Raw genomic sequence first — 21,052 nt, 5'->3', positions numbered from 1 at the left:
AATCAAAAAACATGAAGTACCTATTTCTTGTAATTACTTTTTTTTGCCTTACTTTTTCATTTTCGCAATCTGAAGATTTTAGAATCATTGGAAGTATAAAATCAATTGACGAAAATGTGCCTTTGGAATCAGCAACGGTTCATGTAGAGCGAGTGAAGGATAGTACTGTAATCACTTACACTATTACGAATAAAGAAGGAAGATTTGAATTGGAGGATAAATCCAATGACGAATCTGTAAACCTATTTGTATCCTATGTAGGTTATAAGACCTATTTCAAAAAAGTTGATTTAAAAAGTGAGGTCATTGATTTGGGTGAAATTGAAATGGAAGTTTCCAATGCTTTGGATGAAGTAGTCATTAAATCGGCTGCACCAATAACCATTAAAAAAGACACATTGGAATTTAATGTGAAGTCATTTAAAACCAAGAAAGACGCAACCGTTGAAGATTTGCTCAAACAATTGCCTGGTGTAGAGGTGGATGATGAGGGTAAAATTCGGGTTAATGGTAAAGAAGTTAACAAGATATTGGTGAATGGGAAGCCCTTTTTTGGTGACGATCCAACAATCACTACTAAAAACCTTACCAAAGACATCATTGAAAAAATACAGGTAGTTGATACCAAAACTAAATCGGAAGCCTTTACGGGTGAAACGGTTGATGGTGAGAACAAAACAATAAACCTAACCATAAAAGAAGAAAACAATAAAGGTGTTTTTGGTCGGGTTGCTGCTGGAGGTGGAACGGATGAACGGTACGAAATGGCGGGAATGCTAAATTATTTTGACAACGACCAAAGAATTAGTGTTTTGGCAGGAGGGAATAATATTAATTCGCCTGGTTTTAGTTTTGGTGAGATCAGAAAAATGTTTGGTGGTGGATATAGTATGTCTATGTCCAGCAACGGATCGTTTACCATTGATGGACGTTCGTTTGGAGGCGGTGAAGGTATTGTGAAATCTCAAAATGTAGGTGCTAATTATGCTGATGAATTAAGCGAAACAACCGATATTTCGGCTGATTATTTTCACTCTGGTAGTAGTTCTGAAAATAAGACAGCTACTCAAAGAGAAAATATATTGCCTGACTCTAGATATTATACTAACTCCCTATCGAGTAGCTACAATGATAGTGATAGTCATAGTGCCAATATTGGATTTGATATTGAAGTAGATTCTACTTTTTTAATAAATATAGATCCGTCATTTAGATATTCCATTAGTAAGAATACCTATGACAGATATGAGGAATCCTTAAATGACGACAAAGTATTGACCAACGAATCGAATACCAATTCATTTGTAGAAAATTACGCTAAAAATTTTAGAAATCGAATCAGTACTACTAAACGTTTTGGAGATAAAGGTGCATTTGTTAGGGTCAATTTAACAAATGAGATAACAGCTAGGAATTCTGATGATTATTTAACCTCTCAAACGAATGTTTATGGAGAAGATCCTAATGATATAAATAACCCGGATTACGTACTTATTGACCAGGTTATTAGAGATCAATTTACGGAGGGAGAAGGAAAAGTCAATAATTTTAGTTCAGATATTAGATACCGATTGCCAATTATTAAAAAAGAGTTTTTTATAAACTTTGATTATGAATATAATCGTGATAAAAGCACCAATAGAAGAAGTACTTTCGATAACGATGGCACTGGTAATTTTAACGATTTTAATACAGATTTGAGTACTGATTTCGAGTACTTAAATGAGAGTATGGCTCCTGGAATTAGTTTGAGCTACCGAAAGGAAAAATGGTCAGCAAGAGCAGGTTTTGATTATATTTTTAGAACACTTGAAAATATTGATTTATTAAGGCCGGAATTAAATATTAAACGTCGTTTTGAGGCCATGGAGTCTTGGGCGAGTTTTAATTATCGATTTAATCCTAAAGCGTCTTTATGGACAAGTTATCGTTTAAATAATAATCCACCACAATTGGAGCAATTGCAGCCATTTGCCAACGTAACGGACCCTTTGAATACCGTAGTGGGTAATCCTAATCTGGAACCTACTAATAGTCATTGGATAAGTTTAGGAGTTAATGCCTTTGATTGGCAAAAACGCACAGGATTTTACAGTTATTTCAGTGCTAATTTTATTAATAATCAAGTCGTTTCTAAAACGACAATTGATGAAAATTTTGTAAGAGAAACTACCTATGCCAATGTTAATGGTAATTATAGGATCAACGGAAATTTAGACTATAGTAAAGATGTTAAAATAGATAGCTTAAGAACTATTAAGTTGGGTGTTGGAGCATTTGGTGAATTAAGTAAGAATATCAATTTTAATAATGATGTTCAATATGCCAGTAGAGTGCGATCTATATCACCTAGTGCCAGCTTAACTTTTACATGGAAAGACATACTAGAAATCAGACCTAGATACCGCATTTCATTTACAAAAAATCAATATGATATTGATGATTTTGAAGATAGGGAATTTGCTTTTCATGATTTGAACATCAAAACAGCTTTATTCCTACCTAAAAATTTTGAATGGCGTAATGACATACTCTACAATTATAACCCTAATATTGGTGCAGGTTTTCAGAAAAGTGCCTGGTTTTGGAATTCAACGTTGGCCTATTCCGTGTTGAAAGATAATGGCACAGTTACTTTAAAGGTGTATGATTTATTAAATCAAAACACCAATGCTCGAAGAACGGCTACACAAAATTATATCCAAGATTCTCAAAGTACGGTATTGGAACAATATTTTATGTTGAGTTTTAGCTGGAAATTTAACAGCCTTGGTAAAAAAGGAGAATCAGGTGGAGATGACGTGTTCTTTTTTGATTAAGAATTTAAGGTTACCAACCGCCTGAAGCGCCGCCTCCGCCGAAGCCACCTCCGCCGAAGCCGCCTCCAAAACCACCGCCTCCAAAACCACCGCTGGAACCACCACCAAATAAGCCGCCTCCAGAGCTGCGGCCATAACTGCCACGTCCCATATTGCTCAAAATTATGGCATCCAATATACTCATGCCTTCGTGTTTTTTACCACCAGAGCCACCATTGTTACCACCTCGTCGGTTTTTAGAAATGGCAATCAAAATGATGATAAAAACAATGAATAGAAAGAAGAATAAACCAATTGGGAAATCATTTGAGGAAGATTGCCTTGTGCCTTGATATTCACCAGTCATGACCTCAAAAATGGCATCTGCTCCACGATTTAATCCACCTGCATAGTCATTATTTTTAAAATAGGGTATAATATCTCGCTCAATAATCCGCTTTGACATAGCATCAGTTAATAGATGCTCAACACCATAACCCGTATTAATAGCAATTTTACGATCATCTTTAGCTAATAGAATTAAAATACCGTTGTCTTCCTTTTCTTGACCAATGCCCCACTTTTGGCCCCATTGTGCACCAAGATAATTGATGTTCTCACCATCGGTTGAAGAAATTATGGCTATCACTATTTGGGTAGAGGTGGTGTCCGAATATCTGATTAATTTTTCCTCAAGTCTATTTCTTTCTGATGATGGCAGTAAATTGATGTAATCATAGACACTGGTTTGCTCAGCTGGTTTTTCAGGTATTTTGAATTGAGCAAAAGAGTTTCTATTACTAATCAGTAAAATACTGATTAGGATGACAATTTTGAAAAATATATTACTTGTTTTTATCAACCTTTTGAAATAGTATTTGGAAGTTCGTTGGTATCTCCATGTTCCCAAGGGAAATAGGTTTCTAGTTCTTTACCAGCTTTTAAAACACCGTCAACAAGTCCTTGTTTAAAATGTCCTTTTTTAAAGTGGGAGAGCATGGCATCTCTTGTAGCATCCCAAAAATCACTGGCAACCATATCATTGATACCTTGGTCTCCATAAATAACAAATGTTTTGTCTTCCACAGCTACATAAATCAACACGCCATTTTGCTGTTTGGTATTGTCCATTTTAAGCATGTGGAACACCTCTTTGGCACGTTCAAAAACATCTAATGTTGTAGATGCTTCAATGTGAACGCGAATTTCACCAGATGTGTTTTTTTCGGCTATTCGTATAGCCTCAATGATTTCTTGTTCCTCTTGTGCAGTTAGAAAATCCTCAATTTTAGACATACCTGATTATTCAAAATCAAAATCTACGTCAGGTGCATTTTCGCTACCAGGATCGGCTTTATATCGTGGCATGTCATCAAAACCGAACAAACCAGCTAACAATTTCCCTGGGAATTTTGAAATATGTTTGTCGTAAATATTCACACTTTCATTATAACGATCTCTCGCCACATTTATACGATTTTCAGTACCTTCTAATTGGGTTTGAAGTTCCAGAAAGTTTTGATTGGCTTTGATGTCTGGATAGCGTTCAACAGATACTAATAATTTAGATAATGCTCCACTTAACCCTGTTTGTGCCTGTTGGAATTGGGCCATATTTTCAGCAGTTAAATTACTGGCATCAATGGTTGTAGAAGTCGCTTTGGCACGTGCTTCAATAACTTCTCGTAATGTGGTACGCTCGAAATCGGCAGCACCTTGTACCGTTTTGACTAAATTACCTATTAAATCGTTTCTACGCTGATAAGAACTTTCTACATCAGCCCATGCTGTTTCGGCATCAGCTTGATATTCTACTGCGGTATTGTTAAATCCTACTGCCCATGAATAAAGTGAAAAAGCAATAACGGCAATAATGATTACAGGAATAAGCCATTTTTTCATAATATCTAAAATTTTAATGTTAGTGTAAAATAGTGTTTTATCTATTTGTTGTAAAAACAAATATTTTGTTACAGTTGCTCCTTGATTTTAATAAGCTGGGCTTTGACATCTTCTAACTTAATAATAATATCGAACGTGCTTAATGTTTGTTGCTTTTCTTCTTTTAAATGGATTTTAGCTCCTTCCAAAGTAAAGCCACGCTCTTTAACTAAATGATAAATAAGCTTTAAGTTTTTAATATCATCTGGTGTGAATTTTCGATTGCCTTTGGCATTTTTTTTGGGTTTGAGAACATCAAATTCCTTTTCCCAAAATCGAATCAATGATGTATTAACGTCAAATGCCTTGGCAACTTCGCCAATTCCATAATAACGTTTTTCAGGTAATTCAATATGCATTAGTCTAAAGATTGGTTTTCTAAAGTTGCTTTTTCCAGTAGCTCATTAAATTCTTGAGGCGATAAACTACCATAGTAGAAATTAATCGGGTTAATGCGCTGCTCGTCCTTGAAAATTTCATAGTGTAAATGCGGTGCTTCAGAACGTCCAGAACTTCCGACGAAGCCAATGAGGTCACCACGTTTTACTTTTTGGTTTTTTCTTACGTTATATTTGTATAAATGTGCATAAAGGCTCACGTAACCATAACCATGATCAATTCTTATGTGCTTGCCATAACCTGAGGAGTTGCTATCAGCACGAGTAACAACACCATCTCCAGATGCATATACTGGTGTACCTCTAGGAGCTGTAAAGTCCATTCCCCAGTGCATTTTTCTTATTTTAGTAAAAGGATCATTACGCATTCCATAACCTGAAGCCATTCGCGTTAAATCTTCGTTTCTAACGGGTTGAATGGCAGGAATGGCAGCTAGTAATTTTTCCTTTTCTTCAGCAAGTTTAGCTATTTCATCAAGTGATTTTGATTGTACAACGATTTGTTTTTGAAGGATATCCAAGCGTTTACTACTCTCTATAATTAGCTTTGAATTGTCAAAGCCCTCAAGATATTTGTAGCGATTTACCCCTCCAAAACCTGCTTTGCGCTGCTCATCTGGTATGGGATTGGCTTCAAAATAAAGACGGTAGATATTATTATCTCTATTGGCGATATCTTCTAAAACCAATTGGGCCTCGTCCATCTTTCTGTTCAATAATTCATATTGCAACTGCATATTGGCTAATTCACGTTTTAACGCTTTTTCTTTAGGTGATTCCAAATATTGGCTCGTAATGAAAACAGTAAGAAAACCAAACAAAGCAGACCCTAATAGAAATACAGATATATATTTAAGAGTACGACCCTTTCTTTTCTCAATTTTTCGGTAAGAAAGCGTTTCGGAATCGTAATAATATTTTACCTTACTCATTGGCTAAATTTACTATTTTTGCAGTTAATTATAAGGAATAATTAGTTTTTATAGCACGTAAACTAACAAATATAAAAATAGTTTAGCACATTACTGAATTTTAACATAAGCCTGAAACACAAATTCATATATGAAATCCCAAGATATCCGCTCTAAATTTTTAAAGTTTTTTGAAGACAAGCAACATGCCATCGTACCTTCAGCACCTATGGTCTTAAAGGATGATCCAACGTTGATGTTTGTTAACTCAGGAATGGCACCTTTTAAAGAGTATTTTTTGGGAAATGCCGAGCCTAAAAGCAAGCGTATAGCTGATACGCAAAAATGTTTGCGTGTTTCTGGTAAGCATAATGATTTAGAAGAAGTTGGTTATGATACTTACCATCATACCTTGTTTGAGATGTTGGGTAACTGGAGTTTTGGTGATTACTTTAAAAAAGAGGCTATTGCCTGGGCTTGGGAGTTGTTGACAGAAGTATACAAGATTGATAAAAATATATTATATGTAACAGTTTTTGAGGGTGACAAAGGTGATGATTTACCTATGGACCAAGAGGCTTATGATTTTTGGAAAGAACACATTTCCGAAGATAGAATCCTGATGGGTAATAAAAAGGATAACTTCTGGGAAATGGGTGATCAAGGACCATGCGGACCCTGTAGTGAGATACATGTAGATATTCGCTCTGATGAAGAAAAATCGAAAGTTTCTGGAAAGGATTTAGTTAATATGGATCATCCACAAGTGGTTGAAATTTGGAATTTGGTTTTTATGCAATACAATCGAAAAGCCAATGGATCACTTGAAAGCTTGCCAAGTAAGCACATAGATACAGGTATGGGCTTTGAGCGTTTGTGTATGGTGCTTCAAGGTGTGAAAAGTAATTATGATACCGATGTTTTCACGCCTATCATTCGAGAAATTGAAACCATAGCAGGAAAGGATTATGGTAAAAACGAGAAGGTAGATGTGGCCATTCGAGTAATTTCTGACCACGTACGAGCCGTGGCATTCTCTATTGCTGATGGACAATTACCAAGTAATACTGGTGCTGGTTATGTCATTCGTAGAATTTTACGTCGTGCCATTCGTTATAGTTTTACTTTTTTAGATCAAAAAGACCCATTTATTTACAGATTAGTTGATGTATTGAGCAAGAAGATGGGAGAGGCCTTTCCAGAGTTAAAAAAGGAGAAACATTTGATTGAGAATGTGATTAAAGAAGAGGAAGCCTCATTTTTACGAACACTGGATCAGGGTCTGGTGTTGTTGGATGGTATTGTTTCTAATACAAAAGGGGATACTGTTTCCGGAGAGCGAGCTTTTGAATTATATGACACCTATGGCTTTCCAATAGACTTGACCGCTTTGATCCTTTCTGAAAAGGGATTGAAATTGGATGAACAAGGTTTTCAGGAACAATTGGAGAAACAGAAAAACCGTTCGCGAGCGGCAAGTGAAATGAGTACGGAGGACTGGACGGTTTTAATTGATGATGCCGAGCAGGAATTTATTGGGTACGATAATCTTGAAGCTAATGTAAAAATCACAAGATATCGTAAGGTGACATCAAAAAAAGATGGTGATATGTACCAGTTGGTGTTTAATTTAACGCCATTTTATGCCGAAGGTGGTGGGCAAGTTGGTGACAAAGGATATTTGGAAGATATCAATGGTGATGTGGTCTATGTTTTGGATACTAAAAAGGAAAATAATGTCATCATACATTTTGTCAAAAATCTACCCGAGCATTTATCTGAAACCCACAAAGCCGTTGTGGATGCCAATCAGCGTTATCGAACTGAATGTAACCATACAGCCACACATTTGTTACATCAAGCATTACGTGATATTTTAGGAACACATGTGGAACAAAAAGGAAGTGCGGTACATGCCAAACACTTACGATTTGATTTTTCTCACTTTTCTAAAGTAACTTCAGAGGAATTACAAGAAGTTGAAAACTTTGTCAATGCTAGAATAGCAGGAAAATTGCCTTTGAAGGAACAACGAAACGTACCCATGGAACAAGCCATTTCTGAAGGTGCTATGGCACTATTTGGTGAAAAATATGGCGATACGGTACGTACGGTAAGATTTGGGCAGTCAATAGAATTGTGTGGAGGTACCCATGTTAAAAATACAGGTGATATTTGGTATTTTAAAATAGTTTCAGAAAGTGCTGTGGCCGCTGGAATAAGAAGAATTGAGGCCATTACTAATGACGCCATGAAAGATTATTTTGAAGAAGGCTACCAAGTTTTATCAGAAATTAAAAGCCTATTGAATAATGCCAAGGAACCAGTTAAAGCAATTGAAAATTTACAAGAAGAGAACAGTAGTTTAAAAAAGCAGATTGAACAACTTCTTAAAGATAAGGCTAAAAACATAAAAGGCGAGTTGAAAAATGAAATTACCAATATAAATGGTATTCAGTTTTTGACCAAGCAAGTAGATTTAGATGCAGCAGGTATTAAGGATCTATGCTTTGAATTGGGAAGTCAGTATGATAATTTGTTCTTGCTTTTTGGTGCTGAAAATGATGGAAAAGCCTTATTGACCTGTTATATTTCAAAAGAATTGGTAGCTGAAAAAGGCTTGAATGCAGGGCAAATAGTTAGGGAGTTAGGAAAGTATATTCAAGGTGGAGGTGGTGGACAGCCATTTTTTGCGACTGCTGGTGGAAAAAATCCTAGCGGTATAAAAGAAGCTTTAGGGGCTGTAAAAAACTATATAGCATAAAACTATCTTTCTGAAGACTATTCAGAATCTCATGTTATGAAACTACAAACCCAAATACCGTTGCAATCAGAGCCCTATAATCAGATTGATTATCACTCCAAAATAGTATTATTGGGATCTTGTTTTGCTGAAAATATTGGGGAGAAGTTCAACTACTATAAATTTCAACATCTTCAAAACCCGTTTGGAATTTTATTCCATCCGTTGGCCATTGAACAATTAATTACCAATGCTATCAATGAAAACGAATATCAAGAGCAGGATATTTTTTTTCATAATGAACAATGGCATTGTTTTGATGCGCATTCTAAATTGAGTGATGCCTCAAAAGGAAGTTTTTTAAATACTCTAAATAATCAAATTTTACTTACTTCAAGTTTTATAAAATCGTGTTCACATGTCATAATTACATTGGGGACAGCTTGGGTTTATAGACATATTGAATCGGATTCTTTAGTGGCAAACTGTCATAAAGTGCCACAAAAACAGTTTGAAAAAGAACTATTGACGGTTGATCAGATAACAGAGTCGTTAGAGGCTATTAGGGTTATGTTAAAAAGTGTCAATCCGAAGGTTTCGATTATTTTTACGGTTTCGCCGGTGAGGCATTTAAAAGATGGTTTTATTGCTAATTCACAAAGTAAAGCACATTTAATATCTGCCATTCATAATGTGGTGGAACCCAGAAATCAGAGTTATTATTTTCCTTCCTATGAAATCATGTTGGATGAACTGCGCGATTATCGATTCTATAAGGATGATATGATACATCCCAATAACTTGGCCATAGAATATATATGGAAGAAGTTTCAAGATGTTTGGATTTCAAAAGAAGCTAATAGTACACTTAAAGAGATTGAGGCTATTCAAAAAGGATTAGACCATAAGCCATTTAATCCGAATTCTGAATCCTACCAAGAGTTTCTTGAAGAATTAAAAACAAAGCAACAAAAGGTACAAGAGGTATATTCTCATATCATATTTTAGAAAAATACGTAATTCATCGTATTGTTTTCACTTTCATTTTATCTCATTTTTGAACCATTATTAACAATAAATATTATCAACAATGAGAACTTTAAAACAAATTATGTTACTGGTTATAGTAACGTCTATGGTAACATTAACATCGTGTAAGAGTGATGATGATGGAGGAAACCCATTCAATGTTGGCGCTAGTTCAGGAACTATTGAGGCCAAAATAGACGGAAACCAATTCACTTCGTTAGCAATAACGTCATTTGCAAATATGGCTTCAGGAGGAGGTCAGACAACTCTGGTAATTCAGGGAAATACCCAGTCCCAGGCAATTAACATTGTTATCAATGGCTATGAAGGTGTCGGTAGTTATGAAATTTCGGATAATAATGTATTTATCACAGCTTCATACATAGAGCCTAACATCAGTAATCCTTCAGAAACTCAAACATGGACTGCACCATATCAAGATTCAGGAGTAATCGGAGAAATAAGTATTTCTGAAGAGACTGATACTAAAGTAAAAGGAACGTTTAGTTTTGATTGTAAGAATAGTAATGATGATACCATAAAAAGTGTTACTGAAGGGTCATTTGACTTAACACTTCAATCATCATAGTATTTGATTTTTAAGTCAATGTCCGAAAATCTTAACAAGTAAATTGATAAATCTTGTTGTTGAGATTTGTTGATTAGGCGTGATGACAAGAGTGTTATTACGCTTAATCTTTTTTAAAAGCCGTTTATCGAAAATTTAATTTGGAAACCACTTTTAGTTGTAAATTTATTATGCTATTAATCAATATATAAAGAAACATCAATTTATTAGATCGGGTAAAAGCGATTTAAGATTGGTGTTTTTTTTGTTTAATACCTTTCCTGAAAATGTATTTTACTGTTATACTTTTTATATTTATAGTTCTCCTTACCATTGTGTCTATTTTTAAAACATTGGAAGTTTTTCAAGAGTCCATAAAAATGAACAAAGAAATCAAAATTATAAGGAGCAAATTATATACGGAACTAGAAATTCAAAGGTCTCTTAAACCTAGAATAAAGTTGTTGGATGGACTTAATGCAATCATGCTCAAACGTGTAACAGTTATAATTAAGGAGCTGATAGATTTGCAAAACAGCATTATATCCTATAGAATGATGGATAATTAATTTTTATTTATTATTGAGATGTTAAAAAACACCTATATGAAGCAAGTAATTTATTGTCTGTTAGTTTTCTTTACATCACTTTCTTTTTCACAAAACCAAGCGCAAGTTTTGAATGATTCAGCCTTAAAGGTTTACAAAAAAGACCACCAAAAGGCTATGTTGATATTGGAAGAAGGATTGACTTTTGCCGAGAGAAATAATGATAACAAAGAAAAAGGGCGGTTAAAGAATAGTATGGGAATTGTTTATAGGGATTTAGGTGAGTTTGAGAAATCAAAATCACTTTCTCTGGAATCCTTGAAATATACCAATGATTCCATCATTAATGCCTCTGCATATAACAATATTGGTGTTGTTAACAGGAGTTTGGGGCTTTACGATGAAGCTGTAGAATATCTTATAAAGGCTTTAGAAATCTATGATGTTAAGAACATGCTGAAAGAATCGGCGACAACCAATAATAATATTGGAATTGTTTACAGTTTCAATAATCTGTATGAGAAAGCAATTGAATATCATTTAAAGGCCAAATTAGATTTTGAAAAACTAGATGATAAAAAAGGTATTTCAGAAGTATATAATAATATTGCCATCATTTATGCCAATGAAGGAGATTTAAAAAAGGCATTGGAATACTTTCAATACTCTTTGGAAATAGAAGAAAATTTAGAAGATAAGAAAGGCATAGCTGAATCGGCTAATAATGTGGGGGCTGTGTATTATTATATGTCACAAATAGACTCGGCACTGGTCTATTTTGAGAAGTCTGCTCAACTGGAAAAAGAAATAGGGAATTATGCAGGTTTAGGTGCTAGTTACAATAATATGGCCCAGGTTTTACTAGAAAACAATAGGCTGTCACAAGCAAAAATGTATATTGATAGTGCTTATGCTACAGCAAAAGAATACAAGGTTGCTACGGATATTGAAATGGCTCTTGAGAATTATTCTACGTATTATCAGGCGAATAATGAGCCACAAAAAGCATTGGAATACTATAAAAATTTTACAGCATTTAAAGATAGTATTCATAATCAATCAACAAAAAGCAAGATAGCCGAATTGGAGATTGAATACCAAACGGAAAAAAAAGAGAAGGAAATTCTTGCTCAAAGAGCTGATTTGGCTGAAAAAGAACTGAATTTAAATAGAAAAAACACACAAGTCATAGGTCTGATCATATTGACTGTGCTCTTGACGATATTGGGTTATTTATTTTACAGCCAGCAAAAACTCAAAAACAAACAACTACAACGAGAAGGTGAACTAAAAGAGGCTTTGGTAAAAATTGAAACCCAAAACAGGCTTCAAGAGCAGAGATTGAGAATATCAAGGGATTTACATGATAATATTGGAGCTCAATTGACTTTTATTATATCGTCTCTGGATAATCTTAAATACGGTTTTGATTTACCTAAAAAATTAAATGATAAGTTAAACGCTATTGGCAATTTTACAACATCGACCATTTACGAATTACGCGATACTATTTGGGCCATGAATAAAAGTGAAATCACTTTGGAAGATCTACAAACCAGAATTTCAAACTTTATTGACAAAGCCCATTTAGCATCTGAAGGCATTTCGTTCCAATTCATAAAAAATGAAAATGTAGACAGTAATCTGAAGTTCAGTTCGGTTAAGGGTATGAATATTTACCGAATTATTCAAGAAGCTGTCAATAATGCTTTAAAATATGCTTCAGCGAATAAAATTGAAGTAAAAGTTGAAAATGAAGATGATGAATTACAAGTTGAAATAACCGATAATGGCAAGGGTTTTAATGAACAGGAGGTAGAATTAGGTAACGGATTGAGCAATATGAAAAAGCGTGCGCTTGAAATAGGCGCAAGGTTTCATTTAAGTTCCAAAAAAGGTGAAGGTACTACCATAACAATTGATCATATTGCCAATTCGTAATTGATTTTATGACAAAAGGATACTGAAACACCAGATTAATTTCTTTTTATGAATGTTAAAATAGCTATAGTTGATGACAATTCTTTTCTGATAAACACAGTGAAGGAAAAGCTGTCTTTTTTTGAAGATTTAAATTTCAAATTTTCTGCAAAAGATGGTTCAGATTTATTGAGCAAGCTTGAAGAAAACCACAATTTAGATTTAATCCTCATGGATATCGAAATGCCAGTTTTAAATGGCATAGAAAGTACGCAAATTGTCAAGCAAAAATATCCGCACATAAAAATCATCATGCTAACAGTTTTTGACAATGATGAAAATATTTTTAATGCTATCAAAGCAGGAGCCGATGGTTATTTACTTAAGGAAATTAACGCTAAGGACTTACACGATGGTATTTTAGAAACCTTAAACGGTGGAGCCGCTATGAATCCTTCTATTGCGATGAAAACTTTAAAGCTGCTGCGAAATCCCATAGATATTGAAAGTAAAAAAGATCAAGACGACATCAAACTAACTCCACGGGAGGTGGAAGTCTTGGAACAATTGAGTAAAGGTTTGAGTTATAACTTAATTGCTGAAAACTTAATTTTGTCTTCAGGGACTGTGAGAAAACACATCGAAAACATCTACAAAAAGTTACAGGTTCACAATAAACTGGAAGCCGTTCAAAAAGCCAAAAAGAATAATCTGATTTAATGGTTAATTAACTTTTAAATAACATCGTTATTATGGTTATGGTATACTTTTGAAGTGCTATTAATCAAGGAGGACTTAAGCATTGGTAAGACTTCAACGTCGAAGTTTCCAATGCTTTGTTTTTTTTATGTATTTTAGGGTATGAGAAAAATATTGTTGGGTGTTATCATAACACTTATTACCCTATTGATAGTCAAGAACTGTAACGATAAAGTAAGTGATCAAGTCATATTGAAAGAAAGCTCGTCATTGATTCAGGAACAGATTAATAATGTCAGTAAGCTAATAGTTACCGAAGGCCATTTTAGTGAGGTGTTTAATTATAAAAACTCCAAAGAGATTTTTGGGGAATATATTACTTCAGAAAAAAAAGCATTGGTTGTTGTTAATGCTGATGTTTATGTGGCTTATGATTTGAGTAAGATTGCTTTTAAAATTGATGAAGCTACTAAAACATTAACCATAATCGATATCCCAAAAGAAGAAATTAAAATAAGTCCAGACTTGGAGTATTATGATATTCAGGCCGATTTTTTTAACCCCTTTGAGGCTAATGATTACAATAGCATCAAAGAAACTGTCAAGGCATCTTTATTAAAAAAACTAGAAAAATCAGAATTAAAGCAAAATGCTAAAAATAGATTGATTAGTGAATTGTCCAAGTTCTATATTCTGACAAATTCATTGGGTTGGACATTAAAGTATCATGAAACACCAATATTGCTTCCAGAAGATTTTCAAGGGTTAAAACTATAATTTTCGCTTAAGGCTCACCCAACCGCCACCATTAGTAGCCTCAATATTATGCAGATTCAAAAATTTTGCAGCTTTTGCCGAACGCACGCCACTGGCACAACATACTATAAAGGGCTTTTCTAAAGATTTAAGTTCGTCCACATGATTTTGTAAATCATTAAGGGGAATATGTCTGGCACCTTCAATATGGCCATGGTCCCACTCCCGTTGCGTTCTCACATCAAGAATTTCAGCACCATTTTCCATATAAAATTGTACCTGCCTCTTTTTAGCTCCAAACAAAAAATCTAAAAATCCCATAATCCTCCTTTTTACTTAAATTTACAATAAAATTATAGAATATAAAATTGAGGCAAGAAACAAGAAGAGAAGAAATCATCAATACAGCGGCTAAACTTTTTAAAGAAAAAGGCTATAGCGCTGTTACTATGAGGGATTTAGCTGCAGAAATGGGTATCAAAGCAGCCAGTCTTTACAATCATATTAGCTCTAAACAGGAAATTTTAAAGGAGATCATTATTTCTTTAGCTGAAAATTTCACGAAAGGCATGCAAAATATCAAGCAGGCTAATATTTCCAATATTGACAAATTGGAAAAGGTTGTCCAGCTACACGTTGATATTACGGCTAATAATACCTATGGTATGGCATCGCTGAATAATGACTGGATGCATTTAGAAGAAAAAAGAGATTACTATCTGGCTTTGCGTGCGGCCTATGAAAATGATTTTAGAAATGTTTTGATTGACGGTGTCAATAAAGGTGAAATTGTTAATGTCAACATTGAAGTTATGCTGTTTTCGGTCCTATCAACCTTACGCTCATTGTATCTTTGGATACCTAAAAAAGAAGATTTAGATACCCAATTACTATCGTCTCAATTGAGTAAGGTCTTGATAAACGGTATTAACATCTAAATTGAAAATTATTTTGTAAATTTGTCAAGCAAACTAACAAGTGTTAGTTTAATGGTTTTTTTAATTTGTATGGCAGACTTTCATAAAATAAAAATTAAAGATATTTACAAAGAGACAAAAGATACTTCGGTAGTAACTTTTGATATCCCGGAAGATTTAAAAGAGACTTTTAAATACGCACAAGGTCAACATTTAACGTTGCGAACCCTTATAGATGGTGAAGATTTAAGACGATCCTATTCCTTATGTTCAAGCCCTATGGAAGACCAATGGAAAGTGGCTGTAAAGCAAATTCCAGGAGGTAAATTCTCTACCTATGTCAATACCACACTTAAAAAAGGTGACGTGCTCGATATTATGGAACCGAGTGGTACATTTGGAGTAAAAACGAATACCACAAATGCTAAAAATTATTTGTTTTTTGCTGCTGGCAGTGGTATTACACCAATCATGTCCATGATTAAAACACATTTAGCAGCTGAACCTAATTCTACATGCAAGCTGTTTTATGTGAATAAGACCGCAAAATCCATTATCTTTAAGGAAGAACTAGAGCAATTACGAAACACCTATTTTGGGCGATTGGAAATCTATTATTTCCTAACTAAAGAAAGACGTGATATAGAACTTTTCAACGGTCGTTTTGATGATGAAAAAATGAAAGTTCTTACGGGAACATTTATTGATATTCCGGATACTAGCGAGGTGTTTTTATGTGGTCCGGAAGATATGGTCAATTACGTGAGTAATTATTTAGCCAATGCCGGTTTGCCAAAAGAGTTAATTCACTTTGAGTTATTTGTTAAAGGGCTGACTGAAGAAGACATAAAAAGGGCTGAACGTCTCTCACAACAAAATGTAGAAGGTACTCAAGTAACCATAATTGATGGTGGTAAAGAGTTTTTATTTACCATGACCAAGGAATATGATAATATTTTAGATGCTGCTTTAGGTGCAGGGGCCGATTTGCCTTTTGCTTGTAAAGGAGGGGTGTGTAGCACCTGTAAATGTCAAGTTAAGGAAGGAGCGGTAGAAATGAAAATTAATTATGCCCTAGAAGATAAGGAAGTGGCTCAAAACTATGTATTGAGTTGCCAAGCGGTGCCAACATCAGATAAAGTAGTCGTTGATTTCGATGTTTAAATAAAAAGATTTGTCATTCTCCACGGACATTGAGGTGCTCGAAATGTGATGTGGAATCTAAATACTGAATTATGAGTGAAGAACAAATAAAAAATTTAGAAGAACAATTTGAAGCGCGAATTTTACGTGATGATAAAATTGAACCTAAAGATTGGATGCCTGAAAAATACAGGCAAACCCACATTCGTCAGATTTCGCAGCATGCCCATTCTGAAATTGTGGGAATGCTACCAGAAGGTAACTGGATAACCAGAGCACCTTCTTTAAGACGAAAAGTGGCGCTTCTGGCAAAAGTTCAGGATGAAGGCGGACATGGTCTGTATCTCTATAGTGCAGCTGAAACATTAGGTATTTCACGTGATGAAATGTTTGATCAATTGCATACAGGTAAGGCTAAATATTCGTCCATATTCAATTATCCAGCCTTAACATGGGCTGATATGGGAGCTATTGGTTGGTTGGTTGATGGCGCAGCAATTATTAATCAAGTGGCGTTATGTGGAACATCTTATGGGCCATATGCCAGAGCTATGGTCAGAATTTGTAAGGAAGAAAGTTTTCATCAAAGACAAGGCTATGAAATCATGCTAAAATTAGCTAACGGAGCGCCAGAGCAAAAGGACATGGCGCAAGACGCATTAAATCGTTTTTGGTGGCCATCTTTAATGATGTTCGGTCCTAAAGATGATGAATCACCACATACGGCTCAATCCATGAAGTGGAAACTAAAAAGAAAAACAAATGATGACTTGCGTCAACAATTTATTGACCAAACAGTACCTCAAGCCGACATATTAGGATTGACAATTCCGGATCCGGATTTAAAATGGAATGAAGCCAAGCAAGGTTATGACTTTGGTGAAATTGATTGGGATGAGTTTTGGCAAGTGGTAAAAGGTCATGGTCCATGTAATAAAGAGCGTATGAAAGCAAGAGTTAATGCTTGGGAAAATGGCGCTTGGGTAAGAGATGCTGCCATGGCTTATGCCGATAAAAAGAGTGAATTAAAAAATAAACAAGCGGTTTAGATATGTCAGATAAAAAGAACTGGCCTCTATGGGAGGTATTTGTGAGAAGTAAAAATGGATTAGAACACCGTCATTTTGGAAGTCTTCATGCGGCTGATGCAGAAATGGCTCTTGAAAATGCTCGTGACGTCTACACGCGTCGTAATGAAGGCGTCAGTATTTGGGTAGTTGAATCAAAGCATATTACAGCTTCAAACCCAGAACACAATGGAGAATTGTTTGAGCCAGCTCAAGATAAGGTATATCGTCACCCAACGTTTTATGATTTACCAGATGAAGTAAAACATATGTAATGAAAAACGAAAATTTATACAATTATATTCTTGGTATTGCTGACAATAATCTGATTTTAGGTCAGCGTTTAGGTGAATTATGTGGGCATGGTCCAACTTTGGAAACAGATATTGCATGTACTAATATCTCTCTGGATTTGTTAGGTCAAGTGCGAAGCTTTTATCAATATGCTGCTAAAATTGCTGGAGATGGGCGAAAAGAAGATGACATCGCTATGCTACGAAAAGAGCGTGATTATTTAAATGTACTATTAGTAGAACAGCCCAATACGGATTTTGGCTATACCATAGCTAGACAATTTTTGTTTGATGTTTATCATTTCTTAATGCTAACGGAACTTGAAAAAAGTCAAGATTTAACACTTTCAGCCATTGCAACTAAATCACTAAAGGAAGTTAGTTATCATAAACGATTTTCTTCAGATTGGATCAAACGTTTGGGTGATGGGACATCAGAAAGTCATGACCGTATTCAAATGGCCATAAATGATTTATGGACATATACCGATGAGTTATTTCATCAAACAGAAGCCGATAAAGTCATGGTAGCTGAAGGTATAGGTGTAGATGTTACGAAGTTAAAAGATGACTATTACAATCAAGTTGGGAATATCTTGGAAGAAGCTACCTTGGAAATTCCAGAGAGGAAATATTTTCAAAAAGGCGGCAAACAAGGTATTCACACCGAACATTTAGGCTATTTATTGGCTGAATTACAATATATGCAACGGGCATATCCCAATATGGAATGGTAACCAATTCCTGTGTATACAGGAATCTTATAAAAAAATGTCACCTCGAGCCTAGTCGAGAGGTCTCAAAATGGTAACACAAGAACAACATATAGACGAAAACTTAATTCCAATTTTGGAACAAGTGTCAGACCCTGAAATTCCTGTGCTTTCTATTATGGATATGGGTGTTGTACGTTCAGCTGTTATCGAAAATAATCTAGTGAAAATTGAAATCACACCAACCTACAGTGGTTGCCCAGCCATGGATGTTATTGGTGATGATATTAAAAAGGCTTTAAAAGATGCTGGTTATGAGTCTGAAATTGATTTAATTCTGCATCCTGCTTGGACAACCGATTGGATTACACCAAAAGGAAGGGAAGCATTGGAAAAATATGGTATAGCGGCTCCATTGGAAGCTGAAGCTGATAAAGATGTTTTGCTTCATGGTAAGAAATTAGTGAAATGCCCTCAATGTGGAAGTAAAAACACTAAAATGGTCAGTCAATTTGGTTCAACAGCGTGCAAGGCACAATTTCAGTGTGAAGACTGCCAAGAGCCATTTGATTATTTTAAATGTTTAAAATAAAGATTTGTCATTCTGAACTAGTTTCAGAATCTAAAAATAAATAAAAGGTATGAGTAGCAATTCAATTGCATTAAAAATTGAAGACAACATAGCGTACATAACACTTAACCGACCTGAAGTTTTTAACAGTTTCAATCGTGAAATGGCTTTAAGGTTACAGACAGTTTTTGATGATTGTGAATCAAATAAAGAAGTTAGAGCCATTGTTTTAACTGGAAATGGAAAAGCGTTTTGCGCTGGTCAAGATTTAAAAGAAGTCACAACTCCAGAATTGAATCCAGGGTTTAAAAAGATATTGGAGGAGCATTACAATCCGATTATTACAAGAATAAGGAATATAAAAAAACCTGTAATTGGAGCAATAAATGGTGTGGCTGCTGGAGCTGGAGCAAATATTGCCCTAGCTTGTGATGTTGTTGTGGCCCACGAAAATGTCAGTTTTATTCAAGCCTTTAGTCTTATAGGACTGATACCTGATAGTGCGGGTACATTTTTCTTACCGCGTTTAATTGGGTTTCAAAAAGCATCAGCATTAGCTATGTTAGGAGATAAGGTTTCGGCAGAAGAAGCTGAAAAAATGGGAATGATTTATAAAGTCATTCCGTTTGATAGTTTTCAAGAGGAAGTGAACAAGTTAGCACTTAAAATGGCCAATATGCCAACATTGGCATTAGGAAAAATAAAAGAAGCCTTCAACCAATCGTTGACTAATAATTTGGAGCAGCAATTGGCGTTGGAATCAAAATTACAAATCGAAGCGGCTCAAACAGATGATTACACCGAAGGTGTTTCGGCATTTGTTGAAAAACGCAAGCCAACTTTTAAAGGAAAATAATGAATGTAGGAATCATCGGTTCTGGAACTATGGGAAGTGGCATTGCGCAAGTGGCTGCCACTGCAGGTTGCCAGGTCAAATTATACGATACCAACCAAGCGGCTTTAGATAAAGCCAAAGATAGTTTAGAAAAAATATTGAGTCGATTAGTGGAAAAGGGACGTATCGATTCTGATGAAAAATCAAGAATACAAGGACATATTACCTATGTGGATAGCTTAAAGGATTTAGGAGATTCCAACTTGACCATTGAAGCCATTATCGAAAACCTAGATATAAAAAAGAAAGTTTTTTCTGAATTGGAAAGCTATGTTGCAGACGAATGCATTATCGCATCAAACACGTCGAGTTTGTCAATAGCTTCAATAGCTTCATCATTGCAAAAACCGGAACGCTGTATCGGTATACACTTTTTCAATCCAGCACCATTAATGAAATTGGTTGAGGTCATTCCAGCTGTGCAAACCTCAAAGACGGTTTTAGATAAATCAGTTGATATCATTAAAAACTGGAAAAAAACAGTGGCTGTAGCCAAAGATACTCCCGGGTTTATTGTCAATAGAGTTGCAAGGCCGTTTTATGGTGAATCCCTCCGTATCTATGAAGAAGGTATAGCTGATTTTGCAACGATAGACCATAGTTTAAAAACTCTCGGTGGTTTTAGAATGGGACCATTTGAACTAATGGATTTCATAGGGAACGATGTTAATTATACAGTAACAGAAACTGTGTTTACGGCGTTCTATTTCGATCCAAGGTATAAACCAAGCTTTACTCAAAAACGATTTGCAGAAGCAGGTTATTTAGGACGAAAATCTGGAAAAGGCTATTATGACTATTCAGAAGCTGCGACTAAACCTGAACCAACGCAAGACCATGAATTATCACAATCAATTTTTGACCGTGTGTTAGTAATGCTTATTAATGAGGCGGCAGATGCCTTGTTTTTGAATATTGCTTCTGCTGAAGATATTGATAATGCCATGACAAAAGGGGTTAACTATCCTAAAGGCTTATTAGCATGGGCTGATGAAAAAGGTATTGATTGGTGTGTTGCAAAACTAGATGAGTTGTATAACGAGTATCACGAAGACCGCTATCGTTGTAGTCCGATGTTACGGGAAATGAATAGAGAAAATAAAACATTTTTTAACTAGCGTCAGTTCGATTGCGAAGCGTAT

At 35.0% G+C, this 21,052-nt stretch carries 21 protein-coding genes; 15 read left to right on the top strand and 6 right to left on the bottom strand.

Annotated elements, in window-relative coordinates:
- Nucleotides 1-11: 11 nt before the first annotated feature.
- Nucleotides 12-2,819, top strand: a complete 2,808-nt coding sequence (locus C1T31_RS05865) for an outer membrane beta-barrel protein (RefSeq protein ID WP_103051551.1) — start codon at nucleotides 12-14, stop codon at nucleotides 2,817-2,819.
- A 10-nt stretch (nucleotides 2,820-2,829) separates the two neighbouring features.
- Here the strand turns inward: C1T31_RS05865 and C1T31_RS05860 are convergent, their stop codons facing one another.
- From C1T31_RS05860 to C1T31_RS05840, 5 genes are all read right to left on the bottom strand, one after another.
- A complete protein-coding gene (locus C1T31_RS05860; RefSeq protein ID WP_394338503.1) occupies nucleotides 2,830-3,660 on the bottom strand; it encodes a TPM domain-containing protein in 831 nt (276 codons plus the stop codon).
- On the bottom strand, nucleotides 3,657-4,094 hold the full coding sequence (locus tag C1T31_RS05855; RefSeq protein ID WP_103051550.1) for a TPM domain-containing protein: 438 nt from the start codon (nucleotides 4,092-4,094) through the stop codon (nucleotides 3,657-3,659). The genes C1T31_RS05860 and C1T31_RS05855 overlap by 4 nt, the downstream gene beginning before the upstream one ends.
- A gap of 6 nt (nucleotides 4,095-4,100) precedes the next feature.
- The gene (locus C1T31_RS05850) at nucleotides 4,101-4,700 is read right to left on the bottom strand and encodes a LemA family protein (RefSeq protein WP_103051549.1); all 600 of its coding nucleotides are present in this window, start codon (nucleotides 4,698-4,700) and stop codon (nucleotides 4,101-4,103) included.
- A gap of 68 nt (nucleotides 4,701-4,768) precedes the next feature.
- A complete protein-coding gene (locus tag C1T31_RS05845) occupies nucleotides 4,769-5,098 on the bottom strand; it encodes a MerR family transcriptional regulator (protein ID WP_103051548.1) in 330 nt (109 codons plus the stop codon).
- Entirely contained in the window at nucleotides 5,098-6,069 is a 972-nt protein-coding gene (locus tag C1T31_RS05840; protein WP_103051547.1) for a M23 family metallopeptidase, read from the bottom strand. Before C1T31_RS05840 ends, C1T31_RS05845 begins: the two co-directional genes overlap by 1 nt.
- A 130-nt stretch (nucleotides 6,070-6,199) precedes the next feature.
- Here C1T31_RS05840 and alaS point away from each other — a divergent pair, with 130 nt between their 5' ends.
- The 6 genes from alaS (at nucleotide 6,200) to C1T31_RS05805 (ending at nucleotide 14,332) form a co-directional block, all read left to right on the top strand.
- Nucleotides 6,200-8,812: an alanine--tRNA ligase gene (gene alaS / locus C1T31_RS05835; protein ID WP_103051546.1), complete on the top strand. Its 2,613-nt coding sequence runs from the start codon at nucleotides 6,200-6,202 to the stop codon at nucleotides 8,810-8,812.
- A gap of 36 nt (nucleotides 8,813-8,848) precedes the next feature.
- Nucleotides 8,849-9,799: a GSCFA domain-containing protein gene (locus tag C1T31_RS05830; protein WP_103051545.1), complete on the top strand. Its 951-nt coding sequence runs from the start codon at nucleotides 8,849-8,851 to the stop codon at nucleotides 9,797-9,799.
- Nucleotides 9,800-9,881: 82 nt separating this feature from the next.
- Nucleotides 9,882-10,409 (top strand): DUF6252 family protein, encoded by a 528-nt coding sequence (locus C1T31_RS05825; protein ID WP_103051544.1) that lies wholly within the window; start codon nucleotides 9,882-9,884, stop codon nucleotides 10,407-10,409.
- A gap of 584 nt (nucleotides 10,410-10,993) precedes the next feature.
- The gene (locus C1T31_RS05815) at nucleotides 10,994-12,877 is read left to right on the top strand and encodes a tetratricopeptide repeat-containing sensor histidine kinase (RefSeq protein ID WP_165780074.1); all 1,884 of its coding nucleotides are present in this window, start codon (nucleotides 10,994-10,996) and stop codon (nucleotides 12,875-12,877) included.
- Nucleotides 12,878-12,925: 48 nt separating this feature from the next.
- Entirely contained in the window at nucleotides 12,926-13,576 is a 651-nt protein-coding gene (locus tag C1T31_RS05810; protein ID WP_103051541.1) for a response regulator, read from the top strand.
- Nucleotides 13,577-13,717: 141 nt separating this feature from the next.
- Nucleotides 13,718-14,332, top strand: a complete 615-nt coding sequence (locus tag C1T31_RS05805; RefSeq protein ID WP_103051540.1) for a DUF4230 domain-containing protein — start codon at nucleotides 13,718-13,720, stop codon at nucleotides 14,330-14,332.
- Here C1T31_RS05805 and C1T31_RS05800 read toward each other — a convergent pair.
- Entirely contained in the window at nucleotides 14,327-14,632 is a 306-nt protein-coding gene (locus C1T31_RS05800) for a rhodanese-like domain-containing protein (protein ID WP_103051539.1), read from the bottom strand. The genes C1T31_RS05805 and C1T31_RS05800 overlap by 6 nt on opposite strands.
- 47 nt (nucleotides 14,633-14,679) lie before the next feature.
- Between C1T31_RS05800 and C1T31_RS05795 the strand changes: the two genes are divergently transcribed.
- The 8 genes from C1T31_RS05795 (at nucleotide 14,680) to C1T31_RS05760 (ending at nucleotide 21,028) form a co-directional block, all read left to right on the top strand.
- Nucleotides 14,680-15,249: a TetR/AcrR family transcriptional regulator gene (locus C1T31_RS05795; protein WP_103051538.1), complete on the top strand. Its 570-nt coding sequence runs from the start codon at nucleotides 14,680-14,682 to the stop codon at nucleotides 15,247-15,249.
- Between the two features lie 69 nt (nucleotides 15,250-15,318).
- Nucleotides 15,319-16,392 carry a 2Fe-2S iron-sulfur cluster-binding protein gene (locus C1T31_RS05790; protein WP_103051757.1) on the top strand — a complete coding sequence of 358 codons (1,074 nt, stop codon included), beginning with the start codon at nucleotides 15,319-15,321 and terminating at the stop codon, nucleotides 16,390-16,392.
- 71 nt (nucleotides 16,393-16,463) lie between these two features.
- A complete protein-coding gene (gene paaA / locus C1T31_RS05785) occupies nucleotides 16,464-17,420 on the top strand; it encodes a 1,2-phenylacetyl-CoA epoxidase subunit PaaA (RefSeq protein ID WP_103051537.1) in 957 nt (318 codons plus the stop codon).
- A gap of 2 nt (nucleotides 17,421-17,422) precedes the next feature.
- Nucleotides 17,423-17,713: a 1,2-phenylacetyl-CoA epoxidase subunit PaaB gene (paaB, locus tag C1T31_RS05780; RefSeq protein ID WP_103051536.1), complete on the top strand. Its 291-nt coding sequence runs from the start codon at nucleotides 17,423-17,425 to the stop codon at nucleotides 17,711-17,713.
- Nucleotides 17,713-18,468, top strand: coding sequence for a 1,2-phenylacetyl-CoA epoxidase subunit PaaC (gene paaC / locus C1T31_RS05775; RefSeq protein WP_103051535.1), 756 nt, complete (start codon nucleotides 17,713-17,715; stop codon nucleotides 18,466-18,468). The genes paaB and paaC overlap by 1 nt, the downstream gene beginning before the upstream one ends.
- A gap of 67 nt (nucleotides 18,469-18,535) precedes the next feature.
- Nucleotides 18,536-19,036 (top strand): 1,2-phenylacetyl-CoA epoxidase subunit PaaD, encoded by a 501-nt coding sequence (gene paaD / locus C1T31_RS05770; RefSeq protein ID WP_103051534.1) that lies wholly within the window; start codon nucleotides 18,536-18,538, stop codon nucleotides 19,034-19,036.
- A gap of 49 nt (nucleotides 19,037-19,085) precedes the next feature.
- Nucleotides 19,086-19,871: an enoyl-CoA hydratase-related protein gene (locus tag C1T31_RS05765; RefSeq protein WP_103051533.1), complete on the top strand. Its 786-nt coding sequence runs from the start codon at nucleotides 19,086-19,088 to the stop codon at nucleotides 19,869-19,871.
- The gene (locus C1T31_RS05760; protein WP_103051532.1) at nucleotides 19,871-21,028 is read left to right on the top strand and encodes a 3-hydroxyacyl-CoA dehydrogenase NAD-binding domain-containing protein; all 1,158 of its coding nucleotides are present in this window, start codon (nucleotides 19,871-19,873) and stop codon (nucleotides 21,026-21,028) included. The genes C1T31_RS05765 and C1T31_RS05760 overlap by 1 nt, the downstream gene beginning before the upstream one ends.
- Nucleotides 21,029-21,052: the final 24 nt, after the last annotated feature.

Origin of the sequence: Hanstruepera neustonica, from assembly GCF_002895005.1 — a bacterium.
GTDB classification, from domain to species: domain Bacteria; phylum Bacteroidota; class Bacteroidia; order Flavobacteriales; family Flavobacteriaceae; genus Hanstruepera; species Hanstruepera neustonica.
This window is presented reverse-complemented; position numbering and strand designations above follow the sequence as displayed.